We start from the raw sequence: 16692 nt of genomic DNA, 5'->3' as shown, positions 1-16692 counted from the left end.
TTAAAATCCGTTCAGTTCAGAGGTGGATGCGACCCTGATGCGGTCTCCAACAATCGCCACTACGGCAATTGGTGTGCCCTTCTCGATAGGGCTGCTTGAAAATACGAGGCGCTGATTGATTTCATCGGGGTGGTCCAGCTGAACCTTCCCGACGATGTCAGTGATGTCGGTGGTGGCTACGCCAAGAAGTCCGATGACTTCGTGCGGCTGGACGTTGGAGATACGAGCCATCTTTCGGGCAAGCAGCGCTACGCCGACGATGCCAATTACTCCCAGCAGGGCTCCGGCACTGTAGGCCAGAAAGAGTGGGCCGTTGTTGAGCAACACAATCGCACCCGCGGCGCCGAAAAGCGTGGCTGCCGCACCGACGGCAGTGGTGGAGATGATTCCGTCGAAGAAATCGACAAGCTCTCCCAGGGTCATGGACACGATGAGGAGCAGGAGGCCAGCGCCTCCGATCACTGCGAATGCGAGCATGCGGATTCTTTCGTGAGTTGTTTGCGGGGCCGAATGGCGCAGCATGTTTCCTGTACGGCAAACTCAGAGACACTTTGCGCCGGGGTTTTCCCAGGTGTGGAAATATCCCGACACGGGATGGATCGATGCCCGCCTGGGATACAGCTCGATTACTGCACCTGACATATAGTCTATCCATTTGCCGTAAAGATTCAGGTAGGCGGCGTCGCGTGCGGGTCGGTTCGCCAGCGGCAAGCGCCGCCACCCGCCAGCTGCAGCTCTGCGCTTGGCTCCGTGGTGCTCGCCGACGGATTCTTCGAAGAACGAATCGAAACGTCGACCGTGGCCTCGGGTTCCGCGCCCACGCAGTCTCCAGTCCGGCCGTCGATCCGGCCACGCACCGCGCCCGGGGCGGCCAGGCTCAGGCGTGGGGTGAGCGCAGCGGGGACCGCATTGCGAAAAGCAGCGAATCACGGTCCACACCATCGATCCGCTTGTGTCCGGGCAGGTAGTCGACGCACCGCATGCCCACCTTCTCCAATACCCGCACCGAACCGGTATTCTCCGGTCGGCAGGTGGCCACTACCCGGGAAATCCCCAAGACATTCCATGCCAGCTCCAGCATGGCCGCAGCCGCTTCCGCCGCATAGCCGTACCCCCAGGCATCGGCCCGCAGCACGTAGCCAATTTCGGCCTCTTCCGGGCCCCGGGCCACATCGGATTCCGCACGCATCAACGCTATCGAGCCGATGGGCGTGGAATCGCGCGTCACCGCCAGGGTAATGGTTTCCCGCGGCTCCAGCAGCTGTTTCCCGCACTGGCGCAGGAACGCGGCCGTCTCTTCGATGGTGTTCGGGCCCCATTCGACAAAGGCGCACACCGTCGGATCCGCGGCGAAGGCGTGGACCGCATCCAGGTCGCCCTCCCAGAATTCCCGCAGGACCAGGCGCTTCGTGGAAATCTCCATGAAGCACATCATTCCACGACGTTCCCGATGGGCGGCGCCGCTGCCTTGCCACGCCGCGTCCGTCAGCCGGATGCGGCGTGTTCGAGCCCGCACAACCGCGACGGCGGGCATAGGCTCATATCCATGGGCTCACTGCTGAGCGCAACCCAGCGGGCCGATCTCTATGATGCGGAAAACCGCTGGGCTGCCGACGACGATTTCTTCCTCACCTTTGTCAACGAACGGCCCGCAAGCCGCGTGCTCGACCTGGGTTGCGGCACCGGACGGCTGACCCTTGCGCTGGCCGGAGCCGGGCACGAGGTGACGGGCATCGATCCGCATCCCGGCTCGTTGGCCGCGGCGCGGGCCAAGCCCGGTGCCGACGCGGTGACGTGGGTCGAGGGCACCTCCACCGCGCTCGGGCCCGACGCCGCCTTCGATACCGTCCTGATGACCGCGCACGTGGCCCAGGCCATCATCGACGAGGACCAGTGGCGCCGGACGCTGGCCGACATCCGGCGGGTGCTGGTCCCCGGCGGCAGGTTGGTCTTCGACTCCCGCGACCCCCGGGCGAAGGCCTGGGAACGCTGGACGCCGGCCTGCACGCGAAACCAGTTCACGCTTCCGGACGGCACCAGATTGCACCTGTGGCTCGATTCGGCGCCGCACGAGGCCGGACTGGTGAAGATCACCGAGCACCGACTTTTTGCCGACGGCTCCCGCGAGCTTGAGGACGCGGTGCTTGCCTTCCGCAGCGAGTGGCGGCTGCGTGGAGACCTGCTCGCCGCCGGGTTGCATGTCGATGCCGTGCTGGGCGGCTGGAGCGGCGAACCCGTCGGCCGGGGAGCCGCCGAACTCATCGTTCTCGCGCACCGCTGAACGACACCTGGCTTTCCGCCGCGACCCTGCCCGCGCGATTAATGCCGGAACACCACCCCTGTCTCTCACCGATAGCCGGAGGCGTCCGCGGGCAACCCGGGGTCCTGGACCTCGACCATGTACCGCCAGCAATCCGGTGCCGAGCCGTCCACGTCGGTGAAACCGTATTCGCGGGCCAGCCCGCCGGAAGAGAACGATCCTCCGCTGCGCGCAAAGACGTCGGGATCCGCAGCCAGCGCCGCAACGGCACGGCCCACAAAACGCGGGGATTCGCTGATTGCGGCAAAATGCCCGTCCGCGCCCGTGGCCGATCGCCAATTCGATTCGGTGACGCCGAAGGCCTCGAGCATCATCTCCGAGCGCAGCCAGCCCGGGCTCAGGGCCACGGCCGCGCAGCGATGCTGCTTCAACTCGTGCGCCAACGTGAAGGCCATGCGCAGCGGCGCGTTCTTCGCCAGATCGTAAAACGTGGAGAGCCGATAGTGTTCCCGGTTGTACGCCCGGGTCCCATCGGTCACCTCAACGACCAGGCCTCCGGGATTCCTGGCCAACAGCCCCAGCGCGTGGTGGGCGGTAATCAAGTGGGTCTTCACACCGAGTTCCAGCATCCGCAGGCCGGCCTCGAGGTTGTGTTCCCAGATCGGTTGGTCCCAGCCGATGAGCTTTTCGCCGCCCCAGATGTCGTTGACCAACACGTCCAGCCGGCCCTGCTCGGCATCGATGCGTGCCACCAGCGCCGCCACCGTGTGGGAGTCCAGGTGGTCAACTGCCACCGCGATGCCCCGGCCGCCGGCCGCGTTGACCATCTCCGCTGTCTCCTCGATGGTTTCGGGTCGGTCGTATTCGCTGCGCGCGGCGCGGGTGCTGCGGCCCGTGCAATACACCGTGGCCCCCGCCTCGCCCAGGGCAATGGCGGTCCCGCGGCCTGCGCCGCGCGTCGCCCCGGCAACCAGCGCGATCTTCCCCGTCAATGCTCCGTCGATTGCTCCGTCCATGTTTCCACGCTAGCCCCGGCAGACGTGGCACTGCCAGAGTCCGGCGCAATGGATTCTCCGGCCCCTGGATATGCCAAAGACCCCGCCCGGGGGATCGGACGGGGTGTTTGGTGAACGTGGCGACGCGGTGCGCGATCAGCCCAGCGGGTAGAGGGGGTTGTGCCCGGCCGTGACCTTCTCGGATTCGCGGACCGGATCCGGGGCGGTGCCGGTGCCCCAGGGGTTTCCGCCAAGCGCCTCGCGGCCGTGCGGCTCGAGCCAGTTTTCCAGGTCGGGGCCGCCCGGAACGATCTGCGTCGGGTTGATGTCCTCGTGAACCACGTAGTAGTGCTTCTTGATCTGGTCGAAGTCGACGGTGTCGCCGAATCCGGGCAGCTGGAAGAGCTCGCGGGCGTAGCCCCAGAGGTTCGGCATCTCGGTGAGCTTGTTCCGGTTCGTCTTGAAGTGCCCGTGGTACACCGGGTCGAAGCGCACCAGCGTGGTGAACAGGCGAACGTCGGCCTCCGTTATCGAGTCCCCCATCAGGAAACGGCGGGTGGACAGGCGTTCCTCAAGCCAATCCATGGCAGTCCAGAGCCGGTCATAGGCCTCGTCGTAGGATTCCTGGCTTCCGGCGAAGCCGCAACGGTAGACCCCGTTGTTGACCTCGGTGAAGATGCGCTTGATGACCGGCATCATCTCTTCGATCATCTCTTCCGGCAACAGGTCGGGGGCGCCTTCGCGGTGGAAGTCCTTCCACTGGGTGGAGAGGTCCATGGTGATCTGCGGGTAGTCGTTGGTCACCACGGCACCGGTGGGCACATCGACAATGGCTGGCACCGTGATGCCGCGCGGGTAGTCGGCGAAGCGCTTGAAGTAGTTTTCCTGGATGCGCTCGGTGCCCAGCACCGGGTCCACCCCGCCCTCATCGAGGTCGAAGGTCCAGGAGCGCACATCGTGCACCGGTCCGGGGGTGCCCAGCGAGATCGCGTCCTCCAGGCCCAACAGGCGACGGACGATGATGGCGCGGTTGGCCCAGGGGCAGGCACGTGCCGCCACCAGCCGGTAGCGCCCGGCCTCCACGGGCCACAGGTCAGCGCCTTCGGCCACACCGGCGTGTACATTGCCAATACTGCCCGCGGTCGGCCCTCCGGAGGCGCGCACCCCGTCGGGATCGGCGACGATCCGGTCCTGGATGTAGTTGGTGTCGCGCGTGAATTCCGCGCCCGTCACATATGCACCGGCGGTGCTGTGCTTGTCTTCGCTCATAACCCAACCCTAGTTTCGTGTGCATGGATGCACCATCTCGGAAAAAGAAGTCGGCCTGCCCGGGAGGGAAAGATCCCGGGCAGGCCGTGTTGCCGTCGGACCGCGCACACGTGCTTGTCAGCACCTGCGGCAAGGATGGGTCCGGACGGAGGATCGAAGGCCGGGTCCCGCCCCCCATGGTGCGCGGGACCCGCCATTCGAGGCTTAGGTATTCAGGCCTTAGGCGGAGACCATGGCGGAGTCGCGGACCGACTTCAACGCAACGGTCCACGGCACCAGCTGGTCCAGGACCGGAGCCAGCGAGGCGGCCTGCTGCTCGGTCGGCTTGAACACCGAGAAGTTCTCGAAGTCGGTGAAGAGCGAGAACATGCCGGTCTTCTGCACGTGGGCAACCTGAAGCTCGGACAGGATGCCGCGCAGGTGCTCAACGGCGCGCACGCCGAAGGCGGAGCCGTAGGAGACGATGCCGGCTGCCTTGTTGGCGAACTCGGCGTTCAGGTAGGACAGCGCGTTGGCCAGGGCAGGGGCAACCGAGTGGTTGTATTCGGGAGTGACGAAGACGTAGCCGTCGAATTCGGCGATCTTTGCGGCCCAGGCCTTGGTGGCATCGTTCTGGTAGTTCTGGTACGCAGCCGGGTAGGCTTCATCCAGGAGCGCCAGGTTGAAATCCGCGATGTCGACGAGCTCGTAGTCGGCGTCGCCTCGCAGTTGGGCCTGTTCCAGTACCCACTGTGCAACGCCGGCGTTGTTGCGGCCGGGACGGGTTGAACCGGTGACGATGGCAATCTTGGTCATGCTTGATCTCCTTGGACTGGGCGAGACGCGTCGACTATTTGCTGACACATCAACTAAAACTTGATATTTCCATCCTGCCGCGAGACGATTGACGTGTCAACTAATTTTTCCGAAGTGTGAGGCACACCATGCCCGAGCCCCGTTGGCTCAACGAAGACGAACAACAGCTATGGCTGGAGTTCCGCGAGTTCCTCTGGGGCTACCCCCGGGCCATGGATCGCCAGCTGGCCCGCGATTCAGCCATGTCCAGCGGCGAGTACTCAGTTCTTGCCGCCGTATCGCAGGCAGCTCCCGAGGCCTTGCGTCCCGGCGATCTGGCAGCGGCCCTGGAATGGGATCGCTCACGGGTGTCGCACCTGCTGCGCCGCATGGAGGCCAAGGGCCTGATCGAGCGGTGCGCTTCGAGCAGCGATGGCCGCGGCCAGGACATCAAAATGACCGACGCCGGCTGGGACACCATCCGCAGCGCCGCTCCGGGGCACGTGTCATTCGTGCGGGAAACGCTCTTCGACTCGCTATCGGCAGACGAGCAGGATCAATTCAGCGCGATGCTCTCAAAGATCCGCTCGGCGGCGGTTGAGCGCGAACTCTGGTGACCTCGAGGAGCGCCGCCGCGCCGCCTGCGGGGACCGAGGTAACAGACTTATTCGCCGTGTTCGGCCGTTGAGGGCCACTGGCCCTGCGCGGTAAAGGACGTGGCCCAGTAGTACGGATTCAGTTCACGCAACGAGCGCATTTCCCACTCGGCGCCACCTGCCGATCCCGGAACGGCGGCCAGGACCTCGGGTCCCCACACGGCAAGTCGCTCCTGGCAGATGCCGCACGGCGCCAGCACCTGGAAAGTTCCGTCCTCGGTTCCGCCGGTGACGCAGGCCGAAGCCACAACTTTCTTTCCCAGCGTGTAGGCCTGTGCCACCGCCCCGGTTTCGGCGCACAATGTTGCCGCAGCATTGAAGTTGTCGAAACTGACGCTGGTCAGGATTTGCCCGTCGTCCAGCACGATGGCCGCGGCTGCAACCGAATCCCGCGCCCCCGGCCACCTGGTCATTAGTTGTTCGATGGCCGCTTCAACGAGTTTTTGGTTCGGGTCCATGCGGCAATTCTGCCACGTCGGGCGAGTTGATGGCCTTCCAAGACGAAGGTAACCCCGGACAAACAGAAACTCAGGCAATTGCCCGGCGCCTGCCCACCAAGTGCCTTGGGCTGGTCCGCCGAGTTCCATCACGGCCACAGCATGCCCCGGTTATCCACATTTCCTGCGCCTCTCTTGCCGCGCACCTACCCGTGGGCTCCACACTGGGAGGCATGGAAACGCAGCAGCTCATCGAGGCACTCACCGGGGACGGTGGCGATCCGGGACACCCAGTGTCACCGGCCGGGAAGCTGCGCCTGCTCAACGCCCTGGCCCAATGCACCGACGAAGTCGCCGCCGAACTCACCGCGGAGATCACCTCCCCCACGCAGGCCGCATTGTTCGCCCACACGATCGAGCGCACCCATCGGCAGGTCGAACTCGCCCAGATCCGGGCCGCACACACCGCCCAACGCACCCTCGTCCAGGACCTGCCTGCACCGAACCTCGATCAGGCCCGCGAGATTGCGCGGGACCCTGCGGCATTCATCCGCGGTGAGAGGGAACTTCCCGCGGACCCTGCTACAGTCCCGACCGGGCTGATGCCCTTCAAGGACACTGCCGCGTTCCTGCAGGGAGACCTGGGCCTGAGTCACTTCGCCGCCCGCGACCGGCTCCACGCCGCCAATGCACTTCTTCCCCACGTCGACATCCACGGCAACACCCGCGGTCCCCGCTACCCCAAGCTCGCCGAGCAGGTCCACGCCGGAAAAGCCCGGCTGGGCGCCGCCACGGCTGCGGCACGCAAGCTGGACAAACTCGCCCCCTCCATTGCATCTCACACCCAGAGCCCGGACCTTGCCGCGCGTCTCGAGGAACAAGTCGCCGAATCCGTCGCTGCCGGCATTCCGCTCGCCACCAATAGGCTGTTCACTTCCCTGGCCGACGAACTCGACAACACTTCCACCCCCGAACCGTCCCCGGAGGACATCCGGGCGAAAACCGGCATCTTCATCACCAAACGCACCCGCCACTACACCTGGATGTCCGTGTGCATGCTGAACACCGACGCCGAGGTCTTCCTCTCCCATTTCGCTGCCTCAGACAACCCCCGCACGCTTGCCGGGAACCGCGAGGCGATGGCCGCGGCCGCCACCGGCATGAACCCCAGCACCAACATCAACGATGCCAACGGGGACGGCAACGGGACCAACGGATCCGGTGCAAACGACACCACGGACGGCCCGGACTGGTTCACTCACCCCGAAGCCACCGGGACCGACACCTTGGACAATCCAGCACCCGGACTCATCGACTCGTTCAACGCCACCGTCGACGGCACCGACGGGCTGACCCCTCCCCAACGCCACCTGCAGACCCTGCTCAACCTCATGCGCGCCCCCAGCAAACCGCCGGGCAAGGGAGCCACCGGGCTGCCCACCGCCCAACTGATCATCCACTGCCGCCTCGACACCCTCCTCGGCCTTGCCACGGGCAACGGCTGGAGCGCCCACGGACTCGAAATCCCGATCAGCGAAGTCCGAAGACGCCTCGCCACCGACGGGACGATTCCACTGGTCCTGGGCGGCCAAGGAGAAATCCTCGACGTCGGCCAGGAAATGCGCTTCGCCCCGGACCACGTCAGACGGGCCGTGCTGGCCCGCGACGGCGGATGCTTCTACCCCGGCTGCACCGTCCCGCCCGAACACCTGGAAATGTGCCACATCGACGGTTTTGCCCAAGGCGGGCACACCAGCGTCCACAAATTCACCCCCGGCTGCACAAGCCACCACCACATGGCCGACAACGGACTGCTCGAACTAGTCATCCACAACGGCATCCCGCACGTCGTATTGCCCAAGCACCTCGACCCCGAACAGCTACCGCGTCGCAACACCTACTGGCCGCAGAACCAGGCCGCTCTCTTCTAGGAATCCGGGACCTGCCAGCGCACAGGACCCCCCGACTCCACAAAACAATAGGGTGCAGGGGTTCTACCGCACCATCTGCGGAAGAACCCCTGCACCCTACTTCACGCCTCGACCAGTTCACGGACCGAAAGCCCGGTGTTAGCCGGCTTGGACGTCCTTTACCAGTAATTCCACCGCTCCGAAGAGCGGGTGGTCGGCTCCAAGGCCGGTGATCTTCGCGGTGGCCTCTTCACTGGAATTCGCTGCGAGGATGCCGGCCATTTCGGCGGCCTCGGTGTCTTCCGGGTCGTTGAACCGCAGCGCAGCACCCATCGCCTCGAGCAACGCCACCGGCTTGATGCCGTTTTCAGCCAGCTCGGCGGCCGGGCCGATGAACCGCTCGTGCCGGCTGAGCTTGCGCAGCGGCGCCCGGCCCACGCGCACCACGGTGTCCGGCAGGTACTCGTTGGAGAACCTGGCCAGGATCTTCTGCACGTAGGCCTCTTGGTCGGCCTCGGCAAAGCCGTGCTTGGACACCAACAGCGACTTGGTTTCGGCCAGCACCGCGGCAACCTTGGCAAAGACCCGCGGGTCGGCCATGGCCTCGGAGATCTTCTCCAACCCCGCGGCATGCCCCAGGTATGCCGTCGAAGCGTGACCCGTGTTGACCGTGAACAGCTTGCGTTCGATGTACGGGCCCAGGTCCTCCACAAACGTCGCCCCGGCGATCTGCGGAACAGCGTCCCCGAACGGGGTCTTGTCGATGACCCACTCGAAGAAGGTTTCCACCGTGACGTCCAGGCCCTGGCCTGGTGCCTGGTTCGGGACGATGCGATCCACCGCGGTGTTCGCGAAGATGGCCTTGGCTCCCACGGCCGGCGCGTCGGAGGCGCCGTCAGCCAGCACCGCGGCTTCAAGGATGTCGGTGGCGTTGATGGCGTTCTCGCATGCCATCACCTGCAGTGGAGCCAGTGCGCCGTCGCGCTTGGCGATTCCGGCGGAAACCAGCGGTGCCACGAACTTCAGGATGTGCGGCCCCACGGCGGTGGTGACCATGTCCGCCGTCGCTATCTCCGCGATGACCCGACCGGTTTGGGTGGAGGAGTTCAGCGCGCGGAAGTTGTCGACCCGGCGCACCTGCGGTTCCTGCCCCACCTCGTGCACGTCATAGCTCTCGGCCGCATCCAGCGCGGTGATCAGCGCGTCTGCCACATCGGCAAACACGATCTCGTAGCCTGCCTGGTGCAGCAGCAGTCCGACGAATCCGCGGCCGATGTTCCCGGCCCCAAAATGTACTACCTTCACGATGCGTTGACCTTTCCGAAGATATCGAGGATTTCCTCACGCGTGGTGGCAGCTTCCAGCCGCGCCACCTGTGCCTTGTCGGTGAAGACCCGGGCGATCGAGGCCAGGATCGCCAGGTGCTCGTTGTTCACCCCGGCGATGCCGACCACGAACTTGACCTCCTTGCCGTTCCAGTCGATGCCCTCCGGGTAGCGGATGATGGACACCGCGGAGCTGGCGATGTTTCCCTTGGCCTCGTTCGTGCCGTGCGGGATGGCCAGGAAGTTGCCCATGTAGGTGGACACGGTGGCCTCGCGGGTGTGCATCGAAGCCACATATTCCTGGTTCACCGCCCCGCGGGCCAGCAAAAGCGCGCCGGCCTCGTCGATGGCCGTGTCGCGCGTTGCGGCGCTGCCGGACAAGATGATGCTTTCACTCGCCAGGACCTCGGGACGTGCCGGGGCCGGGGCGTCCTGCTCGGTAGCAGCCGGTTTCGCCGTGTGCCGGGCGGTGGCCGCCGGTGCCTCGCCGGCTTGCGCACCCTCGGTTGCCGCCGGCGCACCCACGCTCACGGCGTCCTGGGGCTCCGCGTTGCGGGACTTGACGAGTTCGAGGATCTCCTCGTAGCGAGGGCTGTTCATGAAGTTGTCCACCGAGACGTGCACGGCGCTGGCCGTCACGGGTGCTGCACGGGCGGCCAGGTCCTGATGGGTCACCACGATGTCGTAGGTGTCGGAAAGGTTTGAGATGGCGGAGTTGGTGACCTTTACCTCGGCCAGCCCCTCCTTCTTGAACATGTTGCGCAGCACCGAGGCGCCCATGGCGCTCGATCCCATGCCGGCGTCGCAGGCGAAGACAACGCTGCGGACCGGACCGTTGCCCGTCTCGCCGGCAAACGCGAAACCAACCGAGCTCTTCTTGCCCTTCATGGCTTCCATCTTGGCTGCGGCCTCGCCGAGTCCGTCGCCCTCGGGGGCCTTGGAGATCTTCAGCAGGAAGGAACCGATCAGGAACGAGACGACGGTGGCGGCCACCACCGCGAGGGTGACGCCCAGGTAGCTGTCGGACGCCGTCATCGCGAAGACGGCAAAGATGCTGCCCGGGGCCGCCGGGGCACGCAGTCCGCCGCCGGTGAGCACCAGCATGAAGATCCCGCTCATGCCGCCGCCGATCGCGGCGAGGATCATGATGGGCTTCATGAGGATGTACGGGAAGTAGATCTCGTGGATGCCGCCGACAAACTGGATCAGTGCGGCGCCGGGGGCCGAGGCCTTGGCCAGCCCCTTGCCGAAGATCGAGTACGCCAACAGGATGCCGAAGCCCGGGCCGGGGTTGGCCTCGAGCAGGAAGAGCAGGGACTTGCCCTGCTCGAGGGCCTGCTCGGTCCCCAGCGGGGTGAGGATGCCGTGGTTGATGGCGTTGTTCAGGAACAGGACCTTGGCCGGTTCGATGAAGATGCTGGTCAGCGGCAGCAGGCCGTTGTTGACCAGGAACTGCACGACGGCGCCGGCGCCGTTGGAGAAGGCAATGACCAGCGGATTGATCAGCAGCATGCCGAAGATCGCCATGATCGCCCCGACGATGCCGGAGGAGAAGTTGTCGATGAGCATCTCGAAGCCGGGCTTGACCCGTCCCTCCCACACGCCGTCGAGCTTCTTCATGACGAGTGCGGAGAGCGGACCCATGATCATCGCGCCGATGAACATCGGGATGTCGGCGCCGACGATGACGCCCATGGTCGCGATCGCGCCGATGACGCCGCCGCGCACCCCGTGGATCATCTTGCCGCCGGTGTAGCCGATCAGCAGCGGCAAGAGGTAGGTGATCATCGGGCCCACCAGCGAGCCAAGTTGCTCGTTGGGGAAGAACCCGTCGGGAATGAACAGCGCGGTGATCAAACCCCAGGCGATGAACGCCCCGATGTTGGGCATGATCATCCCCGAAAGGAAGGTGCCGAACTTCTGCACCCTGACCCGCAGGCCGGCCCGGGGGGCGGCCTCAGTTGGTGTTGCCATGATTTTTCCTAATCGTTTGTCCTGCGGCGTCGCAGGTAATAGGCGGACAATTCTGGACGGTTACGACGTCTTGGAAATGCGGTGCAGCCACTCGAGGAACATCTTCATTTCGGTGTTGGACAGTTGCTGTGGGTTGGAGGACTCCAGGGCAGCGTTCAACGCAATGGCCGCCACGACGACCGAGGAGGTCTCCACCGGGGAAGCGGAGTCGGTGATGCCGGCCTCCGAGGACACCGCAGTGATCACTGCATCGCGGGTCATGTCGGAGAGCTCGAAGTTCCGCTCGGCGGCCGGCTCGGCGATGAGCATCAAGGTGACCCCGATGTTCGCCGCCAGGATGCTGCGCACCGCGTCCGCTGGGGCCACATTAAGGTGGCCCGCCTCCGCTGCCCGATCCAGCTTGTCCCGCAGCAAGGCCTCGGCCTCGGCCAGCCGGTTGGACCGGTTTCCGGGGCGCACGTTGCCGAACATCACCAGGTACATATGCGGCTGCTCCATGCCGAAGCGCACGTGCTGGTCCCACATGCGCCGCACGTCGTCGAGGGGTTTTCCGGTGGCGACAAGGCCCGTTTCACTGGCGACGTATTGGTCGAAACCCACGGCAACAACCGCGTCGAACAGTCCTTCCTTGTCCCCGAAGTGGTGGTACAGCGTCGGCGCCGTGACCCCCGCCAGCTCGGTGATTTTCCGGGTCGAGACAGGAGCCCCGTCCGAATTCGCCAAAAGTTCGACGGCGGCCTGAAGCAGCCTTTCCCTTGGCGGAAGCTGGAAGTCTAAACTCATGACTGCTACCCTAGCACCTATAACATTGCTATATGAAGAGGATCACACACCGGGATTATGCTCGAGTCCAGGCGTGATTCCCGGCTACATCTCGCAATCGCCACCCCAAGCAACCAAGAGCATCCCAGCGGATCGAGGAACATAAGTGCTGAACTTCTCAGGAGTGGGCGTCACGCCCGGACGCGTCATCGGAGCCATCAGGCATATGCCCCCGGCGCTGACCGAACCGCCTGCAGGGGAAAAGCTGAACGGCTCGATGTCCGCGGAACAGGCAGTCGCAGCGCTCAAGGAAGCCGCCGTCCGCGTCCAGGCTGAATTGCGCGCCCGCGCAACCGGCGCCAGCCCCGAGGCCAAGGCCGTGCTCGAGGCCACCGCCTTGATGGCCACCGACTCGATGCTGCTCAAGGGTGCCAACAAGATGATCAACGGCGGGCTTTCCGCCGAACGCAGCATCTGGGAATCCGGCGAAACCGTCGCCCAGATGCTCATCACCCTCGGCGGCTACATGGCCGAACGCGCCACCGACGTGCTGGACGTGCGCGCCCGCATCGTCGCCGAATTGCGCGGGGTGCCCGCCCCGGGCATCCCGGACTCCGCAACCCCCTTCATCCTCGTCGCCGAGGACCTGGCCCCCGCCGACACCGCCACCCTGGACCCGGCGAAGGTCATCGCCCTGCTGACCACCGGCGGAGGACCGCAGTCGCACACCGCCATCATCGCCCGGGACTTGGGCCTGACCGCGGTGGTTGCAGCCCCGGGACTCGATGCCCTGGAAACGGGAACCGAGGTCTTCGTCGACGGTGCCGCCGGAACGATTTCCACCGAACCCGGCGATACCGAACGCCAGGCGGTCGCCACATGGCTGAAGAACGCTGCGCTGCTCTCGGTCTTCGACGGCAACGGCGTGATGGCCGATGGGCACCTGGTCCCGTTGCTGGCGAATGTCGGCGGTGGCAAGGACGCCGTGAAGGCAGCTGCTGCCGGCGCCCAGGGCGTGGGCCTGCTGCGCACCGAATTCTGCTTCCTGGGCCGCGACACCGAGCCCTCCATCGAGGAACAGGTCGCCGAGTACAAGGCCGTCTTCGACGCGTTCGTGGGCAAGAAGGTCGTGGTGCGCACGCTGGACGCCGGGGCCGACAAGCCGCTGCCGTTCCTCACCGACGCTTCGGAGCCCAACCCCGCACTGGGTGTTCGCGGCTACCGCACCGACACCACGTCCCCGGGCGTGCTGGCCCGCCAGCTCTCCGCCGTCGCCACCGCGGCTGCCGCTTCCGGCGCCGAGGTGTGGGTCATGGCACCGATGGTTTCCACGCCTTCCGAGGCAGCCGACTTCGCCGCCATGTGCGCCGACGCGGGGCTGGCAACCCCCGGGGTGATGGTCGAGGTTCCCTCGGCCGCGCTCAGCGCCGAGGCCATTCTTTCCAAGGTCTCCTTCGCCTCCCTGGGCACCAACGACCTGACGCAATACACCATGGCAGCGGACCGGCAGCTGGGCCCGCTCGCCGCACTGAACAACCCGTGGCAGCCGGCGGTGCTTCGGCTAATCGATGTGACCGTCGCCGGCTCCCGGGCCGAGGGCAACAACAAGCCCGTCGGCGTCTGCGGCGAGGCAGCGGCGGACCCGGCGCTGGCAGTGGTGCTCATCGGCCTGGGCGTCTCGACCCTGTCAATGTCCCCCAGGTCGCTGGCCTCGGTTGCCGCGGTGCTCAAGACCGTCACCCTTCAGCGCGCCGGCGAATTGGCGCAGCTGGCCCTGGCCGCCCCGAGCGCCGAGGCCGCACGCGCCGCGGTGCGCGAACAATTGCCGGAGCTCACCGAGCTGGGCCTGTAACCCGCTCCCCTGCCGCACCGTAGGATTATTCCTGCCCCGCCCGCTTCACACCCCCCTCGAAAAACAGGAGAACCCCCAACATGTCCGAACGTCTTGCCACCATCGCCAGCGCCTCCGGCCTGCATGCCCGCCCCGCAGCCCTCTTCGCCGAGGCCGCCGGAGCCCTCGACATCGAGGTCACCATCGCGGCCAAGGACGCTCCGGAGGACGAGGCCATGGACGCCTCGAGCATCCTCTCGCTGATGACCCTGGGCGCGGCCAAGGGCGACGAAGTGGTGCTGCGCGCCACCGGCGACGGCGCCGACGAGGCATTGGATTCCCTGGTGGCACTGCTGGAAACGGACCTGGACGCCGTCTAGCCGCCCCCCTCGCCCAAGCACCAACGCCGATGGCGTGGAACGCGCATTGATTGCCGCGCTCCACGCCATCGGCGCTTAATCCTGTCGCCTGCCCGCGCTTCCTAGACGCTCGCGCCGGCCACCCTTGTCTCGGCCTCAGCCGACGTGGCCGAGGCGGCCGACGCGGCCAGCAGCCGGGCAAAGGCGCCGCCCGATGCCCGCAATTCCGCCGGACGTCCGCGCTCGGTGATCTCCCCGGCATCGAGCACCGCCAGCTGGTCGGCGTTCTCCACGGTCGAGAGGCGGTGGGCGATCATCAGCGTGGTGCGCCCGGCGGCCAGCCGGTCAAGGGCCTCCTGCACCAGCGCCTCGGTGTTGTTGTCCAGCGCGCTGGTGGCCTCGTCGAGCACCAATACCCGCGGATTGCGCAGGATGGTGCGGGCGATGGCCAGGCGCTGCTGCTCGCCACCGGAGAAGCGGTGGCCGCGCGCGCCGACCAGCGTGCCAAGGCCCTCCGGCAACCCGGCAACGAGGTCGGCGATCTGCGCGCCGGCCAGCGCCTTCCACAGTGTCGCGTCGTCGGCGTCCGGGTCGGCCAACAACAGGTTCTCGCGGATCGAGGCATGGATGAGGTAGGTCTCCTGGGAGACCACGCCCACGATGCGCGCCAGCGTCTCCGGGGCCATCTCGCGCACGTCGACGCCGTCGATGGTGATCCTCCCGCTGCCGGGGTCATGCAGCCGTGGCAGCAGGGCACCGAGCGTGGATTTGCCCGAACCGGTGGGTCCGACGATCGCGGTGGCGGTGCCGGGGGCCAATTCCAGATCGATCCCGCGCAGTACCGCGGGTCCGTCCCCGTAGGCAAAGCCGACGCCCTCGAAGCGCACCCGCCCTGCCGCCTGGTCCGGATCGACCCGCGCGGGGTTTTTCGGCGCCTTGAGCTCCGGGTCCATGTCCAGGTATTCGAAGATGCGGCTGAACAGCGCCATCGCGGTGACCCACTGGACCCCGACGTTCAGCAGCCCCATGATGGGCCTGAAAATCGCGCCCTGAAGCGCCGTGAACGCGACCAGCGTGCCGATGGTCATCCCTCCACTGGTCGCAGGGAATCCGGCCGCAAGGTAGATGAGCGCGGGAATCGCCGCGAAGACGATGCCCATGGTGGCCATGCGCCAGCGACCGGCAAGCTGGCTGCGCAGCTCCAAGTCGACCAGGCGGTGCGAGGAAGCGGAGAAGCGGGCCACGTCGCGCCCAGTGGTGCCCAGGGTCTTGGCCAGCCGGATGCCGGAGACCGAGAGCCCCTCCTCGATCTGCGTGTACATGCCCGCCAGTTCCTGCTGGCGCGCGGTGGTGATGTCCCGTCGCATCAGCGCCACCTTGCGCGAAAGCCAGATGGCCGGGGGCAGCACGATGAGCGAGAGCAGGCTCATCCGCCAGGAGAGAGCCGCCATCGCGATGGCGGTGGCCACCGCCGTGGTCAGGTTGGAGGCCACCGAGGTGGCAGTGGAGGTGACGACCGACTGCATTCCGGCAATGTCGTTGGCCAGCCGCGACTGCACCTCCCCGCCGCGGGTGCGGGTGAAGAATCCCAGCGACTGGGCCTGCAGGTGCGTGAAGAGCCTGGTCCTCAGGGTGTGCATGACCTTCTGGCCCATCTTGGTGGCCATCCAGGTCTGCACCACGCCGATGGCCGCGGTCGCCGCGGCGACGGCCACCAGCCCGCCGGCAAGCCAGGCGAGCAGCACGGTGTTTTGCTGCGGCAGCGCGTCGTCGATGATGGCGCGGATCAGGAACGGCTGGGCCAGCCCAATGACCGAGGCCGCCGAGATCAGCAGCACCACGATGGCGATGGCGAGCTTGTGCGGGGCGAACAGGGCGGCGATCCGGGAGGGCTTCACCGGATGGAGCCTGACCTGCTTGAGGTCGGCCGGGTTCAGGCGGGCGACGGGGCCGCCGGGTCCTCCCCCGCGGCCGGGGTCGGACGAGCCATGCTGCTTGTTGGCGGAGGGGCCCGAACGGGCCGCGCCGGAAGAGGGTCTCGATTCCGACATGTGCACCACCTTTCGTGGTGGTCGTGGGGGTGCGTGATTGGCACCCCGTCATCGTTGAGGTTACCTCACTATGTGGTTACAGGTCAAAT

15 protein-coding genes are annotated in these 16692 nt (G+C 66.2%); 5 read left to right on the top strand and 10 right to left on the bottom strand.

What is annotated here, in order from left to right:
• Together Q2T94_RS12640 and Q2T94_RS12635 are read right to left on the bottom strand one after the other, a co-directional pair.
• Nucleotides 1–477: an NfeD family protein gene (locus Q2T94_RS12640; RefSeq protein WP_302264761.1), complete on the bottom strand. Its 477-nt coding sequence runs from the start codon at nucleotides 475–477 to the stop codon at nucleotides 1–3.
• A 400-nt stretch (nucleotides 478–877) separates the two neighbouring features.
• Entirely contained in the window at nucleotides 878–1423 is a 546-nt protein-coding gene (locus Q2T94_RS12635) for a GNAT family N-acetyltransferase (RefSeq protein ID WP_302264760.1), read from the bottom strand.
• Between the two features lie 123 nt (nucleotides 1424–1546).
• On the opposite strand from Q2T94_RS12635, the gene Q2T94_RS12630 reads away from it, so the two are divergent.
• Nucleotides 1547–2281: a class I SAM-dependent methyltransferase gene (locus Q2T94_RS12630; RefSeq protein WP_302264759.1), complete on the top strand. Its 735-nt coding sequence runs from the start codon at nucleotides 1547–1549 to the stop codon at nucleotides 2279–2281.
• 65 nt (nucleotides 2282–2346) lie between these two features.
• On the opposite strand, the gene Q2T94_RS12625 is transcribed toward Q2T94_RS12630, so the two are convergent.
• From Q2T94_RS12625 to Q2T94_RS12615, 3 genes are all read right to left on the bottom strand, one after another.
• Nucleotides 2347–3276: an SDR family oxidoreductase gene (locus Q2T94_RS12625; protein ID WP_302264757.1), complete on the bottom strand. Its 930-nt coding sequence runs from the start codon at nucleotides 3274–3276 to the stop codon at nucleotides 2347–2349.
• A 135-nt stretch (nucleotides 3277–3411) separates the two neighbouring features.
• Nucleotides 3412–4524, bottom strand: coding sequence for a glutathione S-transferase family protein (locus Q2T94_RS12620; protein ID WP_302264756.1), 1113 nt, complete (start codon nucleotides 4522–4524; stop codon nucleotides 3412–3414).
• Between the two features lie 219 nt (nucleotides 4525–4743).
• On the bottom strand, nucleotides 4744–5319 hold the full coding sequence (locus Q2T94_RS12615) for an NADPH-dependent FMN reductase (RefSeq protein ID WP_264270031.1): 576 nt from the start codon (nucleotides 5317–5319) through the stop codon (nucleotides 4744–4746).
• A 128-nt stretch (nucleotides 5320–5447) separates the two neighbouring features.
• Here Q2T94_RS12615 and Q2T94_RS12610 point away from each other — a divergent pair, with 128 nt between their 5' ends.
• A complete protein-coding gene (locus Q2T94_RS12610; protein ID WP_302264753.1) occupies nucleotides 5448–5915 on the top strand; it encodes a MarR family winged helix-turn-helix transcriptional regulator in 468 nt (155 codons plus the stop codon).
• Between the two features lie 47 nt (nucleotides 5916–5962).
• Here the strand turns inward: Q2T94_RS12610 and Q2T94_RS12605 are convergent, their stop codons facing one another.
• Nucleotides 5963–6412: a cytidine deaminase gene (locus Q2T94_RS12605; RefSeq protein ID WP_302264752.1), complete on the bottom strand. Its 450-nt coding sequence runs from the start codon at nucleotides 6410–6412 to the stop codon at nucleotides 5963–5965.
• Nucleotides 6413–6624: 212 nt separating this feature from the next.
• Between Q2T94_RS12605 and Q2T94_RS12600 the strand changes: the two genes are divergently transcribed.
• A complete protein-coding gene (locus Q2T94_RS12600; protein ID WP_302264751.1) occupies nucleotides 6625–8322 on the top strand; it encodes an HNH endonuclease signature motif containing protein in 1698 nt (565 codons plus the stop codon).
• Between the two features lie 138 nt (nucleotides 8323–8460).
• Here the strand turns inward: Q2T94_RS12600 and Q2T94_RS12595 are convergent, their stop codons facing one another.
• From Q2T94_RS12595 to Q2T94_RS12585, 3 genes are read right to left on the bottom strand one after another with little or no spacing between them, the layout of a single operon-like run.
• Nucleotides 8461–9606 (bottom strand): mannitol-1-phosphate 5-dehydrogenase, encoded by a 1146-nt coding sequence (locus Q2T94_RS12595; protein ID WP_302264750.1) that lies wholly within the window; start codon nucleotides 9604–9606, stop codon nucleotides 8461–8463.
• Nucleotides 9603–11600: a PTS mannitol transporter subunit IICBA gene (locus Q2T94_RS12590; protein WP_302264749.1), complete on the bottom strand. Its 1998-nt coding sequence runs from the start codon at nucleotides 11598–11600 to the stop codon at nucleotides 9603–9605. Before Q2T94_RS12590 ends, Q2T94_RS12595 begins: the two co-directional genes overlap by 4 nt.
• Nucleotides 11601–11660: 60 nt before the next feature.
• On the bottom strand, nucleotides 11661–12383 hold the full coding sequence (locus Q2T94_RS12585; protein WP_302264748.1) for a TetR/AcrR family transcriptional regulator: 723 nt from the start codon (nucleotides 12381–12383) through the stop codon (nucleotides 11661–11663).
• Between the two features lie 145 nt (nucleotides 12384–12528).
• On the opposite strand from Q2T94_RS12585, the gene ptsP reads away from it, so the two are divergent.
• Together ptsP and Q2T94_RS12575 are read left to right on the top strand one after the other, a co-directional pair.
• Nucleotides 12529–14214, top strand: coding sequence for a phosphoenolpyruvate--protein phosphotransferase (gene ptsP, locus Q2T94_RS12580; RefSeq protein WP_302264746.1), 1686 nt, complete (start codon nucleotides 12529–12531; stop codon nucleotides 14212–14214).
• 80 nt (nucleotides 14215–14294) lie between these two features.
• Nucleotides 14295–14573, top strand: coding sequence for an HPr family phosphocarrier protein (locus Q2T94_RS12575; protein ID WP_302264744.1), 279 nt, complete (start codon nucleotides 14295–14297; stop codon nucleotides 14571–14573).
• Nucleotides 14574–14674: 101 nt separating this feature from the next.
• Here Q2T94_RS12575 and Q2T94_RS12570 read toward each other — a convergent pair whose 3' ends face one another.
• A complete protein-coding gene (locus Q2T94_RS12570) occupies nucleotides 14675–16603 on the bottom strand; it encodes an ABC transporter ATP-binding protein (RefSeq protein ID WP_302264742.1) in 1929 nt (642 codons plus the stop codon).
• Nucleotides 16604–16692 lie beyond the last annotated feature (89 nt).

The sequence above is a fragment of the Paeniglutamicibacter sulfureus genome, assembly GCF_030512175.1.
GTDB classification, from domain to species: Bacteria; Actinomycetota; Actinomycetes; order Actinomycetales; family Micrococcaceae; genus Paeniglutamicibacter; species Paeniglutamicibacter sulfureus.
The sequence above is the reverse complement of the archived record's forward strand: the minus strand, read 5'-3'. Positions and strand labels throughout refer to the sequence as shown.